We start from the raw sequence: 20,700 nt of genomic DNA on the forward strand, positions 1-20,700 counted from the left end.
CCCGTCCGACCGTTCGACCCGCAGTTTCCGCATCAGTGCAAGGAGGCACTCGTGAGAATCCGCAAGCTCTCGACGGTCGTCGCTACGGCGGCCACCCTCGCGCTGCTCGCCACCGCCTGCTCCGGCGGCGGCAGCGGCGCCGACGACGACTCCACCGGCGGTACCGGTGGCGCGTCGGACAAGATCCTGACGATCGGCATGCCGAACGGCCCGCAGCAGCCGAACCAGAACCCGCTCGCGACCGGCTCCGCGTCGCTCTCGCTCGGGTACGCGTTCGCCGTCTACGAGTCGCTCATGCAGGTCAACGAGCTCAAGCCGACGGACCCCCCGACCCCGTGGCTGGCGGAGTCCGTCGAGTGGAACCCGGACTCCACGCAGGCCGTCATCACGGCCCGTGAGGGTGTGAAGTGGTCCGACGGCACCGACTTCACCGCCGAGGACATCGCGTTCTCGATCCAGCTCCGCAAGGACAACAAGGAGCTGAACACCGACTTCCCCGACCAGTACGGCGACATCACGGTCGACGGCAACACGGTCACGGTGAACTTCGAGTCGGGGCAGTACGTGAACCGCGACAAGCTGCTCAAGCTCCTCATCGTGCCCAAGCACCTGTGGGAGAACGAGGACCCGGTGACGTGGACCGACGACGAGATGATCGGCACCGGTCCGTTCAAGCTCAAGTCGTTCACGCCGCAGGCCGTGACCCTCGAGCCGAACACCGACTACTGGGGCGAGACCCCGAAGGTCGGCACGCTGCGGTACGACACGTTCAACGACAACGCGGGCCTCACCACCGCGCTCACCACCGGTGAGGCGCAGTGGGGCTGGACGTTCATCCCCGACTTCGAGAACACGTTCATCGCCAAGGACCCGGAGCACTTCCACCAGGTCGCCGGCGGCGGGTTCGGCGTCGACGTGCTCTACCTGAACAACGAGACGAAGCCGTTCGACAACGTCGCGTTCCGCAAGGCGCTGAACATGGTCGTGGACCGCTCGGATATCTCCGCGACCGCCGGCTACGGCGTGTGGCCGCAGATCAAGAGCGTCACCGGCCTGCCGCAGCCCTCGGGCGACGCGTTCATCTCGGACGAGTTCGCCGACCAGGAGCTGACGGTCGACGTCGCCGGTGCCAAGGAGGTCCTCACCGAGGCCGGGTACACCTGGGACGGCGACGCGCTGGTCGACCCGGACGGCGAGAAGGTCACCTTCACGCTGCAGAACCCGACGGGCTGGACCGACTACCTGGACGCGCTCGGCATCATCGCCGAGGGCGCCAAGGAGCTCGGTGCGGAGGCGACCGTCGAGGGCGTCGTCCAGGACACCTGGTTCAACGACATCATCCCGTTCGGCAACTTCCAGGCGACGCTGCACTGGACCGACGGGGGCAGCACGCCGTGGAACATGTACTCCAACATCATGGACGGCGCGTCCTACGTGCCGCTCGGTGAGTCGGCGACGTGGAACTTCGGCCGCTACAAGAACGACGCGGTCACCGCGGCGCTGGCCGACTTCAAGGCCGGCACCGACGACAACGCCCGCTCGGCCGCCCTGGACGTCGTCCAGAAGGCGTTCGTCGAGGACGTCCCCGGCCTGGTCATCTGGTCCCGTCCCGCCGTCGCGCAGTACTCGACGGTGAACTACACGGGCTTCCCGACCGACGAGGACCCGTACGCGAACCCGCAGCCGACGGGTCCGCAGGCCGCGCTCATCCTGTCGAAGCTGGTTCCGACGGAGGACTGAGACGAGGGGTGCGGCGGGCGGGCGCCTCCGCCCGCCGCACCCCGTGCCCGGCCCGCACACACGACCCCAAGGTGAACCGATGAGCCCCCCGCACGAAGAAGATGCCCCCGTCCTGCAGGCGATCGACCTCCGCAAGCACTTCCCGGTGCGCGGCACCCGGTCCCGCAAGGTCGTGCACGCCGTGGACGACGTCACCCTCGAGCTGTACCGCGGCCGCGTCGTCGCGCTGGTGGGGGAGTCGGGCTCCGGCAAGTCCACGATCGCCCGGCTGCTGGCCCAGCTCATGCCCGTCACGGACGGGCAGATCCTGCTGCACGGGCAGGACGCCACGGCGAAGAACCGGCGCGCGTTCCACCAGTACGTGCGCAAGGTCCAGATGATCTTCCAGGACCCGTTCGGGTCGCTGAACCCCGTGCACACCGTGCGGTACACCCTCACGCGCAGCCTGAAGATCCACCGCGGGCGCCTGCGCGGCGTCGAGCTCGAGGCCGCCCTGGACGAGCTGCTCGACCGAGTCCAGCTGCGCCCGGCCGCCCGGTACATCGACAAGTTCCCGCACGAGCTGTCCGGTGGGCAGCGTCAGCGCGTCGCGATCGCGCGTGCGCTCGCGGCCGACCCCGAGGTGCTGCTCGCCGACGAGCCGATCTCGATGCTCGACGTGTCGATCCGCCTGGGCATCCTCAACCTGCTGCGCGACCTGCGCGACCGCCTGCAGCTCGCGATCCTCTACATCACGCACGACATCGCGTCGGCCCGCTACTTCGCCGACCGGACGATGGTCATGTACGCCGGCCGGATCGTCGAGTCAGGCGACTCCGAGTCGGTCACGCAGGACCCCAAGCACCCGTACACGCAGCTGCTGGTCCGCTCCGCGCCCGACCCGGACGACCTGGAGTCCCGCGCCCGGGGCGCCCGCGGCGAGGCGCCGAGCCTGGTGGCCCCGCCCGACGGGTGCCGGTTCAACCCGCGCTGCCCGTTCGCCAACGACGTGTGCCGCACGGAGGTGCCGCCGCTGATCGCCGTGGGCGAGGGCCGGGAGGCCGCCTGCTGGGGGTACGCCGACCGCGAGGACCGCCCGTCGCTGGGCTCGGTGCTGGACGCGTACGGCGAGCGGCCGGCCGTGGACGTCTCGGCGCTGGAGGCGGACCGATGAGGTTCTTCACGCGGCGCATCGTCTTCTACGCGATCACCGCCTGGGCGGCGATCACCATCAACTTCTTCATCCCGCGGATCATGCCGGGCGACCCCGTGAGCGCCCTGATCGCCAAGAACCAGGGCCGGATCAGCCCCGACGCCGCCGAGGCGCTGCGGGCGCTGTTCGGGCTGGACGAGAACATGTCGTTGTGGGACCAGTACGTCGCGTACTGGAAGCTCCTGCTGCAGGGCGACCTGGGCACGTCGTTCACCTACATGGCGCCCGTGGCCGACGTCATCCAGCAGGCGCTGCCGTGGACCATCGGCCTCGTCGGTGTGGCCACGATCATCAGCTTCACCATCGGCACCCTCGTCGGCACCGGGATCGGCTGGCGCCGCGGGACCTGGATGGACGGGCTGCTGCCCCTGTCCACGTTCTTCTCCGCGGTGCCGTACTTCTGGCTCGCCCTCATCGCCATCTCGCTGTTCTCGGTGACGCTCGGCTGGTTCCCCGCGAGCGGCAGCTACGACCGCAGCATGGTGCCCACGCTGTCGTGGGAGTTCATCGGGTCCGTCATCTACTACGGGTTCCTGCCGGCCATGACGATCGTCGTGTCGTCGATCGCGGGCTGGATGCTCGGGATGCGCAACATGATGGTCACCGTGTCCTCCGAGGACTACGTGACCGTCGCGCAGGCCAAGGGCCTCAAGGAGCGGACCGTGATGATGGGCTACGCCGCCCGGAACGCGATCCTGCCGCAGGTGTCCAGCTTCGCGCTGTCCCTCGGCTTCATCGTCGGCGGCACCCTGGTCATGGAGATCGTCTTCTCCTACCAGGGCATCGGCTACTACCTCTTCAGCGCGGTGAACGCGAAGGACTACCCCCTCATGCAGGGGTGCTTCCTCGTGATCACGTTCGCCGTGCTGCTCGCCAACATGGCGGCCGACGTCGCCTACGGCGTGCTCGACCCCCGCACGCGTCAGGAGGGCTGACATGACTGTCGAAGCCGCGTTCTTCGAGGACCTGGAGATCGCGCCGGACGCGACGACGCCCCGCAAGGGCAAGCGCCGGTTCCTCTTCATGCGCAACGCGAAGGCCCTGACCGGCCTCGTGATCCTCGGGTTCTTCTTCCTCATCGCGATCATCGGCCCGTGGATCGCGCCGTACGACCCGAACGAGCGGTCGTCGGCCATCCTGCAGTCACCGTCGTGGCAGCACCTGATGGGCACCACCCACCAGGGCCAGGACGTGATGAGCCAGCTGATCCTCGGCACGCGCAGCGTGCTGGTGGTCGGGTTCGTGGCCGGGACGGTCGCCACGGTGATCGGCGTGATCGTCGGCGTCACCGCGGGCTACATCGGCGGGGTCGGCGACGAGTCGCTCTCGGCGCTGTCCAACGTGTTCCTCGTGATCCCGCAGCTGCCGCTCATCATCATCATCGCCGGGCAGCTGCCGTCGGCCGGGGGGCTCACCGTGGCCCTCGTCATCGCGTTCACCGGCTGGGCGTGGGGTGCACGGGTGCTCCGTGCGCAGACGCTCTCCCTCAGGAAACGTGACTTCGTCGAGGCCGCGCGCGCCAACGGCGAGAGCACCTGGCGGATCATCTCCGCGGAGATCCTGCCCAACCTCACGGCCATCATCGCCGCGGGCTTCGTCGGCACCGTCGGGTTCGCCGTGCTGTCCCAGATCACGCTGTCGTTCGTCGGCATCACACCCACCAACGAGTGGAACTGGGGGACCGTCCTGTACTGGGCGCAGGCGCAGCTGGCCCTGCAGCGCGGCGCGTGGTGGTGGTTCGTCCCGGCCGGTCTGCTCATCGCGCTGCTCGGCATGGCGCTGACGCTGATCAACTTCGGGATCGACGAGTTCGTCAACCCGCGCCTGCGGTCGGTCGGCATCAACGCCCGGTCGATGCGCAAGCGCAAGATCCGTCCCCGCATCGGTTTCACGCCGGTGGTCTACGAGGCCAAGGAGGATCGCGCATGAGCAACAGCGCCGTCAGCACCCAGCGCGCGTTCCGGGCGAACGCCGCCGCCACCGACCCCGTCCTGGAGATCAAGAACCTCTCCGTCGACTACGGGTACGACGAGGACCCGACGCACGTGCTGCGCCAGGTCTCGCTGACCCTGAACCGCGGCGAGGTGCTCGGCCTGGCCGGCGAGTCCGGCTGCGGCAAGTCGACGCTCGCGTACGCCGCCACCCGGCTGCTGCCCCCACCTGGTCTCATCACCGGCGGCGAGGTCATCTTCACCGACCGCGGCGGCCAGCAGACCGACATCCTCACGCTCAGCGACGCCGACCTGCGGGCCACCCGCTGGCAGGACCTCGCGATCGTGTTCCAGGGCGCGATGAACTCCCTCAACCCGGTGTACCGGATCGGCCGGCAGATCGCCGACGCGATCCGGGCCCACCTGCCGGGCGTGACCAAGAAGGAGGCCCTGGAGCGTGCCGCGGGCATGCTCGAGCTGGTCGGCATCTCCGCGGACCGGCTGCGCGACTACCCGCACCAGCTCTCGGGCGGTATGCGGCAGCGCGTGATGATCGCGATGGCGCTCGCGCTCGACCCGCAGGTGCTGATCATGGACGAGCCGACCACGGCCCTCGACGTGGTCATGCAGCGGCAGATCGTGGAGCAGATCGCCGAGCTGCGCGACCGCCTCGGGTTCTCCGTCATCTTCATCACGCACGACGTCTCGCTGCTGATCGAGATCGCCGACCGCATCGCGATCATGTACGCCGGCGAGATCGTCGAGGACGCCTCGGCCCAGGACATGTACCGCCGCCCCCGGCACCCGTACTCCGACGCGCTGCTGCACTCCTTCCCGCCGCTGCGCGGTCCCCGTCGCGAGCTCACCGGCATCCCCGGCTCCCCGCCGGACCTGTCGAACCTGCCCAGCGGCTGCCCCTACCGGGACCGGTGCGCGTTCGTGTTCGACGCGTGCTCGGCCATCACCCCGGAGCTCGTCGCGCCCGCCGTCGAGGGCGACGACCCCCGCCGCTCGGTCGCCTGCCTGCGGCACGACCCCGCAGCCGTCGCCGCCGCCGGCTTCGAGCCGCAGCCCGTCCCCGTGGAGCTGTCGGTCCGCTGATCCCCGCCCCGCCCCTCGCTCCTCTCCACAGGGCTGCTAGCGAGGGGCGGGGCGGCCCTTCGGCCGCGCGCGGACGTGCACGCGGGCGCCCTGCGTGCCGAAGATGCTGAGCAGCTCGACGGGCTGGGCCGTCTCGTTGCCGAACCAGTGCGGGACGCGGGTGTCGAACTCGGCGGCCTCGCCGGGCGGGAGGACGAGGTCGTGCTCGCCGAGCACCAGGCGCAGGTGGCCGTCGATGACGTAGAGCCACTCGTAGCCCTCGTGCGAGTTGAGCTCCGGGTCGGGGTGCGGGCCGCCCGGCGCGAGGACGAGCTTGTAGACGACCATGCCGCCGCTGCGGCGGGACAGCGGGATGACGGTCATGCCGTGCTCGACGACGGGACGGGGGTGGATGCGCGGGTCGCCGGTGGCGGGGGCGCCGACGAGCTCGTCCAGCGGCACCCGGTACAGCGCGGCCAGCGGGACCAGGAGCTCGAGCTGCGGCCGTCTTGTGCCAGACTCCAGGCGCGACAGCGTGCTGACGGAGATGCCGGTCGCGTCGGACGCCTGGGCGAGCGTCAGGTCGCGCTGCTGGCGGACGGCCCGGAGGCGGGGGCCGACCGTGCGCATCATCTGGTCGATGTCGTCCATGCCCGTCAGTTTGCCACTTCGGCAATGGTGCTTGCCGATCCGGACGGACCCGCCGGATGCTTGCGGCATGAGAGATGCGATCGTCATCGGTGGTGGTGCTGCAGGACTGAGCGGGGCGGTGACGCTGGCGCGGGCGCGCCGGTCCGTGCTGGTGGTCGACGACGGCTCGCCGCGGAACGCCCCCGCCGACGGGGTGCACGGCATCCTCGGGCAGGAGGGCGTGTCACCGCTCGAGCTGCTGGCCCGGGGCCGGTCCGAGCTGGCGGCCTACGGGGGGTCGGTGCGGTCCGGCCGCGTCGTCGCCGCCGAGCGCGAGGCCGACGGGTTCGTCGTGACCCTGGACGACGGCACGACCGAGCGCGCGCGACGGCTGCTGGTGGCCACCGGCCTCGTCGACGACCTGCCCGCGATCCCCGGCCTGCGCGAGCGGTGGGGCCACGACGTCCTGCACTGCCCGTACTGCCACGGCTGGGAGGTGCGCGACCAGCCGATCGGCGTGCTGGCCACCTCGGAGCGGGCCGTCCACCAGGCGCTGCTGTTCCGGCAGTGGTCCGACGACGTCGTGTACCTGCAGCACACCGCACCGGCGCCGACCCCCGAGCAGGCCGTGCAGCTGGCCGCGCGGGGGATCGAGGTGGTGCCCGGGGTCGTCGTCGAGGTGCTCGTCGCCGACGGCCGGCTCAGCGGCGTGCGGCTGGAGTCCGGTGCGGTCGTCGAGCGGTCGGCCCTCACGGTCATGCCGCGGTTCGTCGCACGTCTCGACGGGCTCGCCGGCCTCGGCCTGACGGCGGTGCCGCACGAGATGGGCGTCGGCGAGCACGCCGCGTCCGATCTCATGGGGGCGTCCGCGGTGCCCGGGGTCTGGGTGGCGGGCAACGCGACCGACCTCATGGCCCAGGTCACCGGTGCGATGGCGGCGGGCACGCGTGCGGCGGCCGCGCTGAACATGGACCTGATCGCCGAGGACACGGCTCGCGCGGTCGCGGCCGCTCACGCCGCAGCCTGACGGGTGGGCGACGAAGCCACAGGCGCGGAGCCGGTCGCGTCCAGGCGTTCCCCAGGCTCGGTGGGTGAGGTGGGGGTCGAGCACGTGGAGCACCGCGTGACCGACAGTGCCGGGAGGCCCGCCATGAGCACGGATCCTGAAGACGTCCCGTCCACCTGGCTCACCGCGAACGTGCGACCGGCCGGGTCGTTCGGGCGGGCCGACGTGGGCCGGCTCCGCGACCTGCTGGGCGTCCTCGCCGCGACGGCGTCGATCGTGGTGCTCGACCTCGCCGCCGTGACCCTGCGCAGCGGGCACGCCGCCGACGCGATCGACGACGCCGGCCGGGAGCTGGAACGGCGCGGAGGCTGCCTGCTGTGCATCAACGCGGACGACGACGCGCGAGCCCGGCTGGGCGGCTGCCGGCACGCCGTCGTCGTCGGACCGGGGGAGCCGACGCCCGTCCCGTGAACCCGTGCGACTGCACGTCGGAACGGGGCCGGTGCACCCCTTCGGGTGACCTACCGTTGTCCGGTGAGCGACGCCCCCACCCTCCCCGTCATCGTGCGGCCGGCGCCCGACGCCGGCGACCGGCGCGGTGTGGTGGTCGCGGTCGCGATCGGTGTGGCGGCGGCCTCGTTCGCGGGCGTGTTCCTGCTGTGGCGCGTGTTCGTCGACACGCTCGCCGGTCAGCAGGTGGAGAACGCCGCGTTCCAGGGCGCCCAGTACGGCCAGACGCAGCTGTGGCGCGTCGCCGAGCGCGTGCTCGACGTCGTGTCCGTCGGGTTCATCGTCGCCGTGCTGATCGCCGCGATGCTCATCGCGGTGCTGCGCCGGCGGTGGTCGCTCGCCGCCCAGGTGGCGGTCCTGATGATCGGCGCCAACCTCACGACGCAGGTGCTGAAGAAGTGGGTGCTCGACCGACCCGACCTCGGCGTCGAGGCCGACTACGGCAACACCCTCCCCAGCGGGCACACCACCGCCGCAGCGTCGGTGTCCGCCGCCCTGCTCCTCGTGGTCCCGCCGCGCGCCCGGCCGTGGGCGGCGGTGCTCGGCGCCGGCTACACCACGGCCACCGGCGTCTCGACGCTCATCGGCCAGTGGCACCGGCCGTCGGACGTCGTCGCGGCCGTGCTGGTGGTGCTGGCGTGGACCGCGATCGCGTGCGCGCTGGTCGCCCTCACCCCCGCGCGGCCGTCGACCGCCACCGGCGCGCTCCGGCTGGCCACCGACCCACCGCCGACGCCGGCCACCATGCGCGGCGTCGTCGCGACGCTCCTCATCGTCGGGGTCGGCGCGGGGGCGTCCGCCGTCGTCGCCCTGTCCCACACGTGGCAGAACCTGGACGACCTGGACGCTCGCGCGGAGCAGGTCACGGCCTACCTCGGCGGTGCCGCCGGGGTGCTGATGGCCTCCTGCCTGGCGTTCGCGGTCATGCTCCTGCTCCGCCAGGCAGCGGCATCGCGATTGCCTCGGGGTTGACGGCACGCCGTAGAGTCCCCAACGTCGCACGGGTCGACCGATCCGTCGCAGTCTGAGAAGGGCCTGACTGATGTCTGCAGGGCGCAAGCTCGTGATCGTGGAGTCGCCTGCCAAGGCGCGCACGATCGCCGGGTACCTCGGGGAGGGGTACGACGTCGAGGCGAGCGTCGGGCACATCCGTGACCTCCCGCAGCCCTCCGAGCTGCCCGCGGACATGAAGAAGGGCCCGTTCGGCAAGTTCGCGGTGGACGTCGACAACGGGTTCGCGCCCTACTACGTGGTCGACTCCGACAAGAAGAAGAAGGTCAGCGAGCTCAAGAAGCTGCTGAAGGAGTCGGACGAGCTCTTCCTGGCCACCGATGAGGACCGCGAGGGCGAGGCCATCGCCTGGCACCTGCTGCAGGAGCTCAAGCCCAAGGTCCCCGTCAAGCGGATGGTGTTCCACGAGATCACCCCCGAGGCCATCCAGCGCGCGCTGGAGAACACCCGGGAGCTGGACGACCGGCTGGTCGACGCGCAGGAGACCCGCCGCATCCTCGACCGGCTGTATGGGTACGAGGTCAGCCCGGTGCTGTGGCGCAAGGTCCGCCAGGGGCTGTCGGCCGGGCGCGTGCAGTCCGTCGCGACGCGGCTCGTGGTCGAGCGCGAGCGGGAGCGCATGGCGTTCGTCGCCGCCGACTACTGGGACGTGACCGGCACCTTCGCGGTCGAGGACACCGCGGAGCCGTCCTTCAGCGCGCGCCTGACGTCGGTCGACGGACGTCGCGTCGCCACCGGCCGCGACTTCCTGGACACCGGACAGCTCCGGGCCGCCGACGTCGCCCACCTCGACGAGGCGCGGGCCACCGCCCTGGTCGCGGGACTGGCCGACTCCGCGTTCTCCGTCGCGTCGCTCGAGACCAAGCCGTACACGCGCCGCCCCGCCGCGCCGTTCACCACCTCGACCCTCCAGCAGGAGGCGTCGCGCAAGCTGCGCATGGCGTCCCGGCAGACCATGCGCACCGCGCAGGGCCTGTACGAGAACGGCTACATCACCTACATGCGTACCGACTCCTCGTCGCTGAGCTCGCAGGCGATCGACGCCGCGCGCCGGCAGGCCTCGGAGCTGTACGGCGCCGAGTACATCCCCGACGCACCCCGCGTGTACGCCAGCAAGGCCAAGGGCGCCCAGGAGGCGCACGAGGCCATCCGGCCTGCCGGTGACCACTTCCGCACGCCGGCGCAGGTGGCCAAGGAGCTGTCGGGCGACCAGTTCCGGCTGTACGAGCTGATCTGGAAGCGCACGGTCGCGTCGCAGATGGCCGACGCCCGCGGGCAGACCGCCTCGGTCCGCCTCGGCGCCACGGCGTCCGACGGCACCGACGTGCTGTTCTCCGCCTCCGGCACCGTCATCACCTTCCGCGGGTTCCTCGCCGCGTACGAGGAGGGTCGCGACGTCTCGCGGTACTCGGAGGACGCCGACGAGGCCGCGGCGACGGCGGAGAAGGACGACGCCCGCCTACCGAAGATGGCCGAGGGCGACCCGCTGTCCGCGTCCGACCTCACCGCCGACGGCCACCGCACGTCCCCGCCGCCGCGCTACACCGAGGCCTCGCTGGTCAAGGCGCTCGAGGAGCGCGGGATCGGCCGGCCGTCCACCTACGCCGCCACGATCTCCGTGATCCAGGACCGCGGCTACGTGACCGGTCGCGGGCAGGCGCTCGTGCCGTCCTGGCTGGCGTTCGCGGTGACGCGGCTGCTGGAGGAGAACTTCGACTGGCTGGTCGACTACGACTTCACCGCCGAGATGGAGGAGGACCTCGACGCGATCGCGGCGGGGGACAAGGACCGGGTGGACTGGCTGTCCCGGTTCTACTTCGGCGACGGGTCGGGCAACGAGGAGGGCGAGGGTCTGCGGGACCTCGTCGCCAACCTCGGGGACATCGACGCGCGCGAGGTCAACTCGATCCCGATCGGCGACGGCATCGTGCTGCGCGTCGGCCGGTACGGCCCGTACCTGGAGGACTCGGCCGCCGAGCCCGCCGAGGACGGCACCACCCGGCGCACGTCCGTGCCCGAGGAGCTGGCACCCGACGAGCTCACCGTCGCCAAGGCGCGCGAGCTGCTGGACACCCAGCCCGAGGGCGACCAGGTGCTCGGCACCGACCCCGTGACGGGCACGCCGATCGTCGCGCGCAACGGCCGCTACGGCCCGTACGTCACCGAGATCCTGCCCGAGCCCGAGATCGACACCTCCCTGTCGCAGGCCGCCCAGAAGCGTGCGCTGGCCGCCGCACCCAAGCCGCGGACGGCGTCGCTGTTCAAGTCGATGTCGCTGCAGTCCGTCACGCTCGACGACGCCCTCATGCTCCTGTCGCTGCCGCGCGTCGTCGGCGTCGACCCCGAGTCCGGGACCGAGATCACCGCGCAGAACGGCCGCTACGGCCCGTACCTGAAGAAGGGCACCGACTCGCGCACGCTGGCGTCGGAGGAGGCCCTCTTCACGACGACCCTCGAGGAGGCGCTGGCCATCTACGCGCAGCCCAAGCGCGGCCGCGGCGCCACCGCCGCACCGCCGCTGCGCGAGCTGGGCGACGACCCGACCTCCGAGAAGCCGATCACCGTCAAGGACGGCCGGTTCGGCGCCTACGTCACCGACGGCGTCACCAACCGGACCCTGCCGCGGGACCTGACGCCCGAGTCGATCACCCGCGAGCAGGCGATCGAGCTGCTCGCCGAGAAGCGCGCGTCCGCGCCCGCGAAGAAGAAGGCACCCGCCCGCCGGGCACCGGCCAAGAGCAAGGCCGCCGCGAAGAAGTAGCCGGACGCGGTACGGTCCCGGCCGCACGCGTCGGGGCCGGCCGGGCGCTTCTGGCCGACGGGCGTCGGTGCGCTGCCTCCGGTCAGACGTCGCGGCCGAACAGGGCCTCCGCGTCGACGCCGCTGTCGGTCAGGCCGTCCAGCGCCGCGACGATCGCGCGCTCCTCCCAGCGGAAGTGCGACTCCAGGATCGCGGCCAGCCCGTCGATCTCGCTGCGCGCCCGGTCCAGGTCGTCGCTGCCGGTGAGCACCGCCTCGATGCTCTGCAGGATCCCCGCGACCACGTGGTGGTCGCGGGCGAGCCCGTCGAGGGTGTCCTGCAGCTCCGGGTACTGGGCCGCCAGCGCGGGGAACGCCGTCCGGTCCTCGCTCGTGTGGTGCCGGCCGACCGCGCCGCAGAACGCCACGCAGTGGGTCCGGAGGTCGGGGGTGAGCCCGGACGTCTCGTCGAGCCCGTCGAGCAGCCGGTCCAGCTCGTCGCGCAGGCGGTCGTGCGTCTCCACCAGCTGCTGCCCCCACGCGGCGAGACGATCGGGGACGGCGGACACCCCGCCACCCAACTAGCCTGCCGCGGCGACGTCAACGTCTCCGCCGCGTTGGAGCCCTCTGGGCGACGCCAGACCCAGTGACGAGATCGTCACGTCGCGACGAGATCGGCAGTTCGAACTGACGATCTCGTCGCAAACTCACGATCCCGTCGTGACGTGCCGTTCTCGTGCGAGGGGATGCGGGCGGCCCACCGTCCGGGCGGAGTGCCGGCGCGTCGCGCGCTAGGTTGTCGCTCATGGCTGATCGCGCTCAAGACCCACGTTCCGCACCGCCGATCCGCTGGGGAATCCTCGGCGCCGGCAACATCGCCGCCACGTTCGCTGCGGCCGTGAACGCGCACACCCGCGCGCAGCTGGTGGCCGTCGGCTCGCGCAACCGCGACCGCGCGCAGCGGTTCGCCACGGCGCACGGGATCCCCACCACGCACGTCGGCTACCGCGAGCTGGTCGAGGACCCGCAGGTGGACGCGGTGTACATCGCGACCCCGCACTCCGAGCACAAGGAGCAGGCGCTGCTGGCCATCCGGGCCGGCAAGCACGTGCTCGTCGAGAAGGCGTTCACCCGGAACGCGGGCGAGGCCGAGGAGGTCTTCGCCGCCGCGCGCACGGCCGGGGTGTTCGTCATGGAGGCGATGTGGACGCGGTTCCTGCCGCACGTCTACGCGCTGCACCAGGTCATCGACGCCGGGGAGATCGGCGAGATCATCAACCTGTCGGCCGACCACGGCCAGGCGTTCACGTACGACCCGAAGAGCCGGCTCTTCGACCCCGCGCTGGCCGGCGGCGCCCTGCTCGACCTCGGGGTCTACCCGGTCTCGTTCGCGCACGACTTCCTCGGGGTCCCGGACGCCGTGCAGGCGGTCGGGCAGCTCACGCCGACCGGCGTGGACGGGCAGATCTCCATCGTCCTGTCCTACGGCGACCGCGCGCAGGCCACCCTGTCGACCACGCTCTGGGCCAAGACGCCGACCATCGCGACGATCTCCGGCACCGAGGGCAACATCTGGGTCAAGGGCAGCTTCTACGGCCCGACGTCCTTCCGGGTGCAGCGTCTCGACGGCCGCGTCTGGGACTTCGACCAGCCCGGCACCAAGGGTCTGCAGTACGAGGCTGCGGAGGTCGCCCGGCAGGTCGCCGCGGGCGCGACGGAGAGCCCGCGCCTGACGTGGGACAACACGCTCGAGGTGCTGCGGACGATGGACACCATCCGCTCGCTCGTCGGCGTCACCTACCCCGGGGAGTGACGTCGGACCCGACGGTTACCCTGGCGCACGTGACCACCCATCCCGCGGGCCTCTTCCTCTCGTTCGAGGGTGGCGACGGCGCCGGCAAGTCGACGCAGGCGCGCCTGCTGGGTGAGTGGCTGACCGGGCTGGGCCGCGAGGTCGTGCTGACGCGGGAGCCCGGGGGCACCGAGCTGGGCCTGCTGCTGCGCGACGCGGTGCTGCACGGCGACCACGTCGACGCGCGGACCGAGGCCCTGCTGTACGCGACCGACCGTGCGCACCACGTGGCCTCGCTGGTCCGTCCGGCGCTGGCCCGCGGCGCGGTGGTGGTCACCGACCGCTACCTCGACTCGTCGGTGGCGTACCAGGGCAGCGGTCGGGACCTGGGGGCCGACGAGGTCGAGCGCCTCTCGCTGTGGGCCGTCGACGGCCTGCTCCCGGCGCTCACGGTGCTGCTGGACCTGGACCCGGTCGCGGGCAAGGCGCGGCTGACCGGGGACCCGGACCGGCTGGAGCGTGCAGGCGACGAGTTCCACCGACGCACCCGCGAGGCGTTCCTCGGACGCGCGGAGGCGGAGCCGGGGCGCTGGCTCGTGCTGGACGCGACGCGGCCGGTCGAGGAGCTGGCGGCGCAGATCCGTGCGCGCGTGGCGGCCCTGCTCGGGGTGACGCCGTGAGCGTCTGGGACGACGTCGTCGGTCAGGAGCCCGCCGTCGACGTGCTGCGGCACGCGATCGAGGACCCGTCCGCGATGACGCACGCGTGGCTGCTGACGGGTCCGCCCGGCTCGGGGCGGTCCAACGCGGCGCGGGCGTTCGCGGCGGCGCTGCAGTGCGCGACCGGCGGCTGCGGCACCTGCCACGACTGCACGACCACCCTGCGCGGCCTGCACCCGGACGTCACCGTGGTCGCCACCGAGGGTGTCTTCATCCGCGCCGAGACGGCCCGCCCGCTGGTCGAGCTGGCGCAGCGGTCGCCGGCGCAGGGCCGGTACCGGGTCATCATCATCGAGGACGCCGACCGGCTGAACGACACCAGCGGCAACGCGCTGCTGAAGGCGATCGAGGAGCCGGCCGGCCGCACCGTCTGGGTCCTGTGCGCGCCGAGCCCGCAGGACGTCCTGGTCACCATCCGCTCCCGCAGCCGCTCCGTGGCGCTGCGCGTGCCCCCCGTCGACGCGGTCGCTGCCCTGCTGGTGTCGCGGGACGGCATAGATCCCCAGGTCGCGGCGGTCGCGGCCCGTGCGGCGCAGAGCCACGTCGGGATCGCCCGTCGGCTCGCCCGGGACCCCGAGGCGCGCGCGCGGCGGTCCGCCGTGCTGGGCATCGCCGCGAAGATCCGCGGGGTCGGCGACGCCGTGCTGGCCGCCGGGGAGCTCGTCGAGACCGCGCAGGCCGACGCCAAGGCGGCGACCGAGCAGCGGGACGCCGAGGAGAAGGCGGAGCTGCTGCGGTCGATGGGCGCCGAGGGCGCGGCGACGCTGCCCCCCGCGCTGCGCACGCAGGTCCGGCAGCTCGAGGAGGACCAGAAGCGACGGGCCACCCGGGCGCAGCGTGACGTGCTCGACCGTGCGATGGTCGACCTGCTGTCGCTGTACCGCGACGTGCTCGTCGTGCAGCTGGGCGCCGGTGTCGAGCTGGTCAACGTCGAGCACGAGCAGTCGGTGCGTGCCCTCGCCGGGTCGAGCACCGCCGAGCAGACGCTGCGCCGGATGGACGCGGTGGGCCAGGCGCGCACGCGTCTGGCGGGGAACGTCGCCCCCTTGCTCGCCGTCGAGGCGATGGCGGTGGCCCTGCGCCCGCAGGGCTGACGCGCGTCCCTGTGCAGATCGGGTGACGGTCCGGGGCATCCGGCGGACGCGGGGACGACCGCTCAGGCTGGACGGTTACCGTGGGCGCATGCCGCTCTCCGCCCGCCTCGTCGCGCCCACGGGCGTCGCACGCGACCCGCGGCACCGCACCGTCGCACTGCTGTCCGCCGTCCTGGTCGTCGTCGTCCTGCTGGCCGGCTGCGTGGCGCCCAAGAACCAGGCGGCGGGTGAGGTGCCGGGCTCGCCGACGGTCGAGGTGACGGGCGAGCTGGCCCGCTTCTACGGGCAGCAGCTGGAGTGGGTCACGTGCGCGCAGGGTGAGTGCGCGACCGCGCAGGTGCCGCTCGACTACGCGGACCCCGCAGGGCCGGAGATCGGGATCGCGCTCGCCCGGAAGAAGGCCACCGGCGGCGAGCCGATCGGCTCCCTGCTGCTCAACCGTGGCGGCCCGGGCGCGTCGGGCGTCGACTTCGTCAGCCAGGTCGCGGGCATGGTGAGCTCCGACATCACGCGGCAGTTCGACCTCGTCGGGTTCGACCCGCGCGGCGTGCAGCGCTCCAGCCCGGTCGAGTGCGTCGACGGCCCCGGTCTGGACGAGATCATCGCGTACGACCCGGACTACTCGACGGATGCGGGGATCCAGGACGTCATCGACATGTACGGCGAGCTCGGTGCCGCGTGCGAGCAGAACACGGGGGCCGCCCTGGGTCACGTCGACACCGTCTCGGCAGCGCGCGACCTGGACGTCCTGCGCGCGGCGCTCGGCGACGACACGCTCACGTACCTGGGGTTCTCCTACGGCACCTCGCTCGGCGCCACCTATGCCTCGCTCTTCCCGGCGACGGTCGGCCGCCTCGTGCTCGACGGCGCCCTCCCGCCGAACCTCACGTCCGCGGAGGCGTCGGAGGGTCAGGCCGTCGGCTTCGAGAACGCGTTGCGCGCCTACATCACCGACTGCCAGGCGGGCGCCCGGTGCCCTCTCGACGGGTCGGTCGACGACGGGCTCGCGCAGATCACCGAGCTGTTCGAGCGCGCCGAGGCCAACCCCCTGCCCACCGGCACCGACCGTGCGCTGACCCGCTCGCTCGCGTTCTACGGCATCGCGCTGCCGCTGTACGCGCAGTCGTACTGGCCGCTGCTCTCGCAGGCGCTGACCGCCGCGATCGACCAGAACGACGGCTCCCTCCTGCTGCAGCTGGCCGACCAGTACTCGGACCGCCAGCCGGACGGCACCTTCAGCACCAACTCCACCGTGGCGTTCTACGCGATCAACTGCCTCGACAGCCGCGCGCCCGCGGACTTCGACGCGATGCGCGCGGAGGCGGCCCAGATCCAGGAGGCGGCCCCGACCGTCGGGTACTTCTTCGGCTACGGCGGCACCGTGTGCGCCCAGTGGCCCGTGCCCGAGGTGGGCGGTCTCGACTCGTACGCCGCCGAGGGCGCCGCGCCGATCCTCGTCGTCGGCACGACGAACGACCCGGCCACGCCCTACCGGTGGGCCGAGCAGCTCGCCGACCTCCTGTCGTCGGCCGTCCTGCTGACCTACGAGGGCGAGGGCCACACCGCGTACGGCTCCTCGAACGACTGCATCGCCGACACTGTCGACGCCTACCTGCTCACCGGGGCCGTCCCCGCGGAGGGCACCCGCTGCTGAGCACGCTCCGGTTGCCGCACCGGGTGTGCCGGGTGACCGTGGCTGCATGGCAGCCATCACCCGCGGACTGATCGCCGGCGCGGCGGGCACCGTCGTGCTCACCGCCGTGACCTACCTCGACATGGCCGTGCGCGGCCGCCCGGCGAGCTCCGTGCCCGCCGACACCGTGACGAGGCTCCTCGGGGCGCGCCTCCCCGGTTCCGGCGCCACGCTGGACAACCGCCGTGAGGGCGTCGCCGCCCTGGCGGGGATCGGCGTCGGGCTCGGTGCCGGGGTGGCCGCCGCGCTGGTCCGCGCTGCGGGCTTCCGCCCCGGGCCGGTGGCGATCGGCGCGGCGACGATGGCGGCCACGGACGTGCCGATGGCCCGCCTCGGCGTGACGGACCCGCGCGACTGGACGGCGGCCGACTGGGCGGCGGACGTCCTCCCGCACCTCGCGTTCGGGGCGGCGGTGCACGGCACGCTCACGCGCCTCGACGACGATCCCCCGCGCGACCGGCCGCGCGCCGGCCTCGTGCTGCGATCCGTGCTGCTCGGGTGGGCCGCCGGTGCCCGGTCCTCGCTGGGCCCGGCGGGTCCGACGATCACCGGCGACCACCGACCGGCGGTGCGCGCCGGTGCGGCGCTGGCGGTGGCCGGCGAGGTGGTCGCCGACAAGCTTCCCGTCGCCCCCAGCCGCCTCGAGCACGGAGGAGCGTTCGTCCGCGCCGGCTCCGGGGTGATCGGTGCGACGCTCCTGTCGGCACGTGCCGGGGCGCGACCTTTCGTCCCCGCCGTCGCGGGCGCGGCGGGCGCGCTCGCCGGGGCGTACGGGGGAGTGGCCTGGCGCACGTGGGCGGCCGGACGCGTCCCCGACTGGCAGGCCGCCCTCGCCGAGGACGCCGTCGCTCTCACCGCCGCAGCGGTCGCCTGCCTCCCTCGCTTTGGAGCGCCGGGGGTACGCCAGGTACAGTAAGCGGGCTCGCCGGGGTCCTCGGGTCCCGACGACGCCGCCTTAGCTCAGTCGGCAGAGCGTCTCACTCGTAATGAGAAGGTCAAGAGTTCGATTCTCTTAGGCGGCTCCACCTCGAAGGCCCTGTGACCAGCGGAGACGCTGGACATGGGGCCTTCGCCGTGATCGGCAGTCTCGGCTGCTCTCTCCTGTTCGCGCGCAGCGTGGCGTGCCCAGCTCTCGGTGTGCTCCCACCCACGAACGCGATCGGAACACTGCGTGACCCACCTGCCCGAGCGCCTGCCCGACCCGGCCGAGACACCGCGGCCCGCCGCCGGCGCCCCGGAGGCTGACGAGACCAACTCCGTGCGCGACGCGCTGCGCTCACCGCGCCGGCTCAAGACCGAGGTGCTGGCAGGGCTCGTCGTCGCGCTCGCGCTGATCCCCGAGGCGATCGCGTTCTCGATCATCGCCGGCGTCGACCCGCGCATCGGCCTGTTCGCCTCGTTCACGATGGCCGTGGCCATCGCGTTCCTGGGCGGGCGCCCCGCGATGATCTCCGCCGCGACCGGTGCCGTCGCCCTCGTCGTCGCACCGGTGGCTCGTGAGTACGGCGTCGACTACCTCATCGCGACGGTCATCCTCGGCGGGCTCATCCAGGTCGCGCTCGGCGTGCTGGGGATCGCCAAGCTCATGCGCTTCATCCCGCGGTCCGTCATGGTCGGCTTCGTCAACGCCCTCGCCATCCTGATCTTCCTGTCCCAGCTGCCGCACCTGGTCGACGTGCCGTGGGCCGTCTACCCGCTCGTCGCTGTCGGCATCGCGATCATGGTCCTGCTGCCGCGCTGGACGACCGTCGTGCCGGCACCGCTGGTCGCGATCGTCCTGCTGACCGCGGCGACGGTCCTGGCAGCGATCAACGTCCCGACCGTCGGTGACGAGGGTGAGCTGCCCGAGTCGCTGCCGACGCTCCTGCTCCCCGACGTGCCGCTGACGCTGGAGACCCTGCGCATCGTCGCCCCGTTCGCCCTCGCGCTGGCCCTCGTCGGCATCCTCGAGTCGCTGCTGACCGCCAAGCTCGTCGACGACGTCACCGACACGCACTCGAACAAGACGCGCGAGGCCTGGGGGCAGGGCGCCGCCAACGTCATCACCGGGTTCTTCGGCGGCATGGGCGGCTGCGCCATGATCGGCCAGACCATGATCAACGTGAAGGTCTCGGGGGCGCGCACCCGCATCTCCACGTTCCTCGCGGGCGTGCTCCTGCTCGTGCTCGTGGTCGGCCTGGGCGACGTGGTCGCGATCATCCCGATGGCTGCCCTGGTCGCCGTCATGGTGATGGTCTCCGTCGGGACACTGGACTGGCACTCGATCGACCCGCGGACCCTGCGCCGGATGCCGAAGTCCGAGACCGCCGTGATGCTCGTGACGGTCGCCGTCACCGTCGCGACGCACAACCTCGCGTACGGCGTCATCGTCGGTGTGCTCGTGGCCACCGTCCTGTTCGCCCGCCGGGTCGCGCACCTCACCAGCATCACCCGCCTGGACGCCAGCGACGACGACGGACAGCGCGTCTACGCCGTCCGGGGCGAGCTGTTCTTCGCCTCCTCCAACGACCTCGTCTACCAGTTCGACTACGCCGGCGACCCCCACGACGTCGTCATCGACATGACCGACGCGCACGTCTGGGACGCCTCCACCGTGGCGACCCTCGACGCGATCCGTCACAAGTACGCGACGAAGGGCAAGACGGTGACCATCGTCGGGATGAACCCCGACAGCACCGAGCGGCACGACCGCCTCGCCGGGAACCTCGGCGCCGGTCACTGACCCCGGCGTGGACGGCTGACGGCTCTTGACCTTCGACCCGGGTCGAAGGTCTACGGTCGCGGCATGAGCTACCGGATCGCAGAGGTCGCCGAGCTGGTCGGGGTCCCGGCCACGACGTTGCGCTACTACGAGGACATCGGGCTGATCGCGCAGCCCGCCCGCGGCGGCAACGGCTATCGGTCCTACGACGACGCCGACCTCGCGCGGCTGCGGTTCATCACCGCCACCAAGAACCTCGGCATCCCGCTGACCGACGTCGCGGAGCTGGCGAAGGCATACGACGTCGAGGACTGCTCGACCGTCGCGCACCAGGTGGTGGAGATGGTGGCCCGCCGCCTGGCGGAGACCCAGACCCGCATCGGTGAGCTGGTCGCGCTGGCCGCCCAGCTGCAGACGGTCTCCGCACGGCTCGCGGACGCACCGACGTCGGGTCCCTGCGGGGACGGCTGCCCGTGCGCGACCGCGGCGCCCGCGCCGCTGGCCGACCGGCGAACCTTCGTCCCGCTGACGCGTGGTCCGGTCGTCGCTGAGCCGGGTGCCCACGTGATCGCGTGCTCGTTGGACGCCGGATCGGTGCCGGACCGCGTCGCCGACTGGCAGGCGCTGGTCGCCCGGGCCGTGAGCCGTGAACCGATCACGGGCGGAGTCGCCCTGCAGTTCGTGGCGTCGCCCGAGCTCGTCGCGGAGCTGGCACGCCTCGCCGCCGCCGAGCAGGACTGCTGCACCTTCTTCACCTTCACCCTGACGATGACCACCGGCCAGGTCCGCCTCGAGGTGCAGGCACCCGACAGCGCCGCCGACGTCGTCGCGGCGATGTTCGGCACCGCTGCCTAGACCCGCA

18 protein-coding genes and 1 tRNA gene are annotated in these 20,700 nt (G+C 72.2%); 17 read left to right on the forward strand and 2 right to left on the reverse strand.

The window, feature by feature from the left end:
* Positions 1-51: 51 nt before the first annotated feature.
* The 5 genes from CXY01_RS14875 to CXY01_RS14895 all read left to right on the forward strand — a co-directional run bounded on the left by CXY01_RS14875 (position 52) and on the right by CXY01_RS14895 (position 5,964).
* Entirely contained in the window at positions 52-1,740 is a 1,689-nt protein-coding gene (locus tag CXY01_RS14875) for an ABC transporter substrate-binding protein (protein ID WP_146928375.1), read from the forward strand.
* A gap of 79 nt (positions 1,741-1,819) precedes the next feature.
* Positions 1,820-2,893, forward strand: a complete 1,074-nt coding sequence (locus CXY01_RS14880; RefSeq protein WP_146928377.1) for an ABC transporter ATP-binding protein — start codon at positions 1,820-1,822, stop codon at positions 2,891-2,893.
* Complete coding sequence (locus tag CXY01_RS14885; RefSeq protein ID WP_146928379.1) at positions 2,890-3,867, forward strand: ABC transporter permease; 978 nt, start codon at positions 2,890-2,892, stop codon at positions 3,865-3,867. Before CXY01_RS14880 ends, CXY01_RS14885 begins: the two co-directional genes overlap by 4 nt.
* Position 3,868: 1 nt before the next feature.
* Positions 3,869-4,861: an ABC transporter permease gene (locus tag CXY01_RS14890; RefSeq protein WP_146928381.1), complete on the forward strand. Its 993-nt coding sequence runs from the start codon at positions 3,869-3,871 to the stop codon at positions 4,859-4,861.
* Positions 4,858-5,964 (forward strand): ABC transporter ATP-binding protein, encoded by a 1,107-nt coding sequence (locus CXY01_RS14895; RefSeq protein WP_146928383.1) that lies wholly within the window; start codon positions 4,858-4,860, stop codon positions 5,962-5,964. Before CXY01_RS14890 ends, CXY01_RS14895 begins: the two co-directional genes overlap by 4 nt.
* A 36-nt stretch (positions 5,965-6,000) precedes the next feature.
* Here the strand turns inward: CXY01_RS14895 and CXY01_RS14900 are convergent, their stop codons facing one another.
* Positions 6,001-6,594, reverse strand: coding sequence for a helix-turn-helix domain-containing protein (locus tag CXY01_RS14900; protein WP_146928385.1), 594 nt, complete (start codon positions 6,592-6,594; stop codon positions 6,001-6,003).
* A 67-nt stretch (positions 6,595-6,661) separates the two neighbouring features.
* Here CXY01_RS14900 and CXY01_RS14905 point away from each other — a divergent pair, with 67 nt between their 5' ends.
* The 4 genes from CXY01_RS14905 to topA all read left to right on the forward strand — a co-directional run bounded on the left by CXY01_RS14905 (position 6,662) and on the right by topA (position 11,861).
* Positions 6,662-7,600 carry an NAD(P)/FAD-dependent oxidoreductase gene (locus tag CXY01_RS14905; RefSeq protein ID WP_146928387.1) on the forward strand — a complete coding sequence of 313 codons (939 nt, stop codon included), beginning with the start codon at positions 6,662-6,664 and terminating at the stop codon, positions 7,598-7,600.
* A gap of 123 nt (positions 7,601-7,723) precedes the next feature.
* Complete coding sequence (locus CXY01_RS14910) at positions 7,724-8,050, forward strand: hypothetical protein (protein ID WP_146928389.1); 327 nt, start codon at positions 7,724-7,726, stop codon at positions 8,048-8,050.
* Between the two features lie 63 nt (positions 8,051-8,113).
* Complete coding sequence (locus CXY01_RS14915) at positions 8,114-9,061, forward strand: phosphatase PAP2 family protein (protein WP_246125388.1); 948 nt, start codon at positions 8,114-8,116, stop codon at positions 9,059-9,061.
* A gap of 70 nt (positions 9,062-9,131) precedes the next feature.
* Positions 9,132-11,861, forward strand: a complete 2,730-nt coding sequence (gene topA, locus CXY01_RS14920; RefSeq protein ID WP_146928393.1) for a type I DNA topoisomerase — start codon at positions 9,132-9,134, stop codon at positions 11,859-11,861.
* Between the two features lie 82 nt (positions 11,862-11,943).
* On the opposite strand, the gene CXY01_RS14925 is transcribed toward topA, so the two are convergent.
* A complete protein-coding gene (locus CXY01_RS14925; protein WP_186813418.1) occupies positions 11,944-12,408 on the reverse strand; it encodes a hemerythrin domain-containing protein in 465 nt (154 codons plus the stop codon).
* A 236-nt stretch (positions 12,409-12,644) separates the two neighbouring features.
* Here CXY01_RS14925 and CXY01_RS14930 point away from each other — a divergent pair, with 236 nt between their 5' ends.
* The 8 genes from CXY01_RS14930 (at position 12,645) to CXY01_RS14965 (ending at position 20,693) form a co-directional block, all read left to right on the forward strand.
* Positions 12,645-13,652: a Gfo/Idh/MocA family protein gene (locus CXY01_RS14930; protein ID WP_146928397.1), complete on the forward strand. Its 1,008-nt coding sequence runs from the start codon at positions 12,645-12,647 to the stop codon at positions 13,650-13,652.
* Between the two features lie 29 nt (positions 13,653-13,681).
* Positions 13,682-14,311 (forward strand): dTMP kinase, encoded by a 630-nt coding sequence (gene tmk / locus CXY01_RS14935; protein ID WP_146928399.1) that lies wholly within the window; start codon positions 13,682-13,684, stop codon positions 14,309-14,311.
* The gene (locus CXY01_RS14940; RefSeq protein WP_146928401.1) at positions 14,308-15,444 is read left to right on the forward strand and encodes a DNA polymerase III subunit delta'; all 1,137 of its coding nucleotides are present in this window, start codon (positions 14,308-14,310) and stop codon (positions 15,442-15,444) included. Before tmk ends, CXY01_RS14940 begins: the two co-directional genes overlap by 4 nt.
* An 88-nt stretch (positions 15,445-15,532) precedes the next feature.
* The gene (locus tag CXY01_RS14945) at positions 15,533-17,098 is read left to right on the forward strand and encodes an alpha/beta hydrolase (RefSeq protein WP_146928405.1); all 1,566 of its coding nucleotides are present in this window, start codon (positions 15,533-15,535) and stop codon (positions 17,096-17,098) included.
* A 46-nt stretch (positions 17,099-17,144) separates the two neighbouring features.
* Positions 17,145-18,053 (forward strand): hypothetical protein, encoded by a 909-nt coding sequence (locus tag CXY01_RS14950; RefSeq protein ID WP_146928408.1) that lies wholly within the window; start codon positions 17,145-17,147, stop codon positions 18,051-18,053.
* Between the two features lie 33 nt (positions 18,054-18,086).
* A tRNA-Thr gene (locus CXY01_RS14955) sits at positions 18,087-18,162 on the forward strand.
* Between the two features lie 146 nt (positions 18,163-18,308).
* Positions 18,309-19,859, forward strand: coding sequence for a SulP family inorganic anion transporter (locus CXY01_RS14960; protein ID WP_371862778.1), 1,551 nt, complete (start codon positions 18,309-18,311; stop codon positions 19,857-19,859).
* A gap of 63 nt (positions 19,860-19,922) precedes the next feature.
* On the forward strand, positions 19,923-20,693 hold the full coding sequence (locus CXY01_RS14965; RefSeq protein ID WP_146928412.1) for a MerR family transcriptional regulator: 771 nt from the start codon (positions 19,923-19,925) through the stop codon (positions 20,691-20,693).
* Positions 20,694-20,700: the final 7 nt, after the last annotated feature.

The sequence above is a fragment of the Cellulomonas xylanilytica genome (genome assembly GCF_007989805.1).
Lineage (GTDB): Bacteria > Actinomycetota > Actinomycetes > Actinomycetales > Cellulomonadaceae > Cellulomonas > Cellulomonas xylanilytica.

What these genes read in the sequence shown, in the direction of transcription:
- CXY01_RS14880 (WP_146928377.1), top strand. Translation starts at nt 1,820, where the DNA reads ATGAGCCCCCCGCACGAAGAAGATGCCCCCGTCCTGCAGGCGATCGAC.
- CXY01_RS14885 (WP_146928379.1), top strand. Translation starts at nt 2,890, where the DNA reads ATGAGGTTCTTCACGCGGCGCATCGTCTTCTACGCGATCACCGCCTGG.
- CXY01_RS14890 (WP_146928381.1), top strand. Translation starts at nt 3,869, where the DNA reads ATGACTGTCGAAGCCGCGTTCTTCGAGGACCTGGAGATCGCGCCGGAC.
- CXY01_RS14895 (WP_146928383.1), top strand. Translation starts at nt 4,858, where the DNA reads ATGAGCAACAGCGCCGTCAGCACCCAGCGCGCGTTCCGGGCGAACGCC.
- CXY01_RS14900 (WP_146928385.1), bottom strand. Translation starts at nt 6,594, where the DNA reads ATGGACGACATCGACCAGATGATGCGCACGGTCGGCCCCCGCCTCCGG.
- CXY01_RS14905 (WP_146928387.1), top strand. Translation starts at nt 6,662, where the DNA reads ATGAGAGATGCGATCGTCATCGGTGGTGGTGCTGCAGGACTGAGCGGG.
- CXY01_RS14910 (WP_146928389.1), top strand. Translation starts at nt 7,724, where the DNA reads ATGAGCACGGATCCTGAAGACGTCCCGTCCACCTGGCTCACCGCGAAC.
- topA (WP_146928393.1), top strand. Translation starts at nt 9,132, where the DNA reads ATGTCTGCAGGGCGCAAGCTCGTGATCGTGGAGTCGCCTGCCAAGGCG.
- CXY01_RS14930 (WP_146928397.1), top strand. Translation starts at nt 12,645, where the DNA reads ATGGCTGATCGCGCTCAAGACCCACGTTCCGCACCGCCGATCCGCTGG.
- CXY01_RS14945 (WP_146928405.1), top strand. Translation starts at nt 15,533, where the DNA reads ATGCCGCTCTCCGCCCGCCTCGTCGCGCCCACGGGCGTCGCACGCGAC.
- CXY01_RS14950 (WP_146928408.1), top strand. Translation starts at nt 17,145, where the DNA reads ATGGCAGCCATCACCCGCGGACTGATCGCCGGCGCGGCGGGCACCGTC.
- CXY01_RS14965 (WP_146928412.1), top strand. Translation starts at nt 19,923, where the DNA reads ATGAGCTACCGGATCGCAGAGGTCGCCGAGCTGGTCGGGGTCCCGGCC.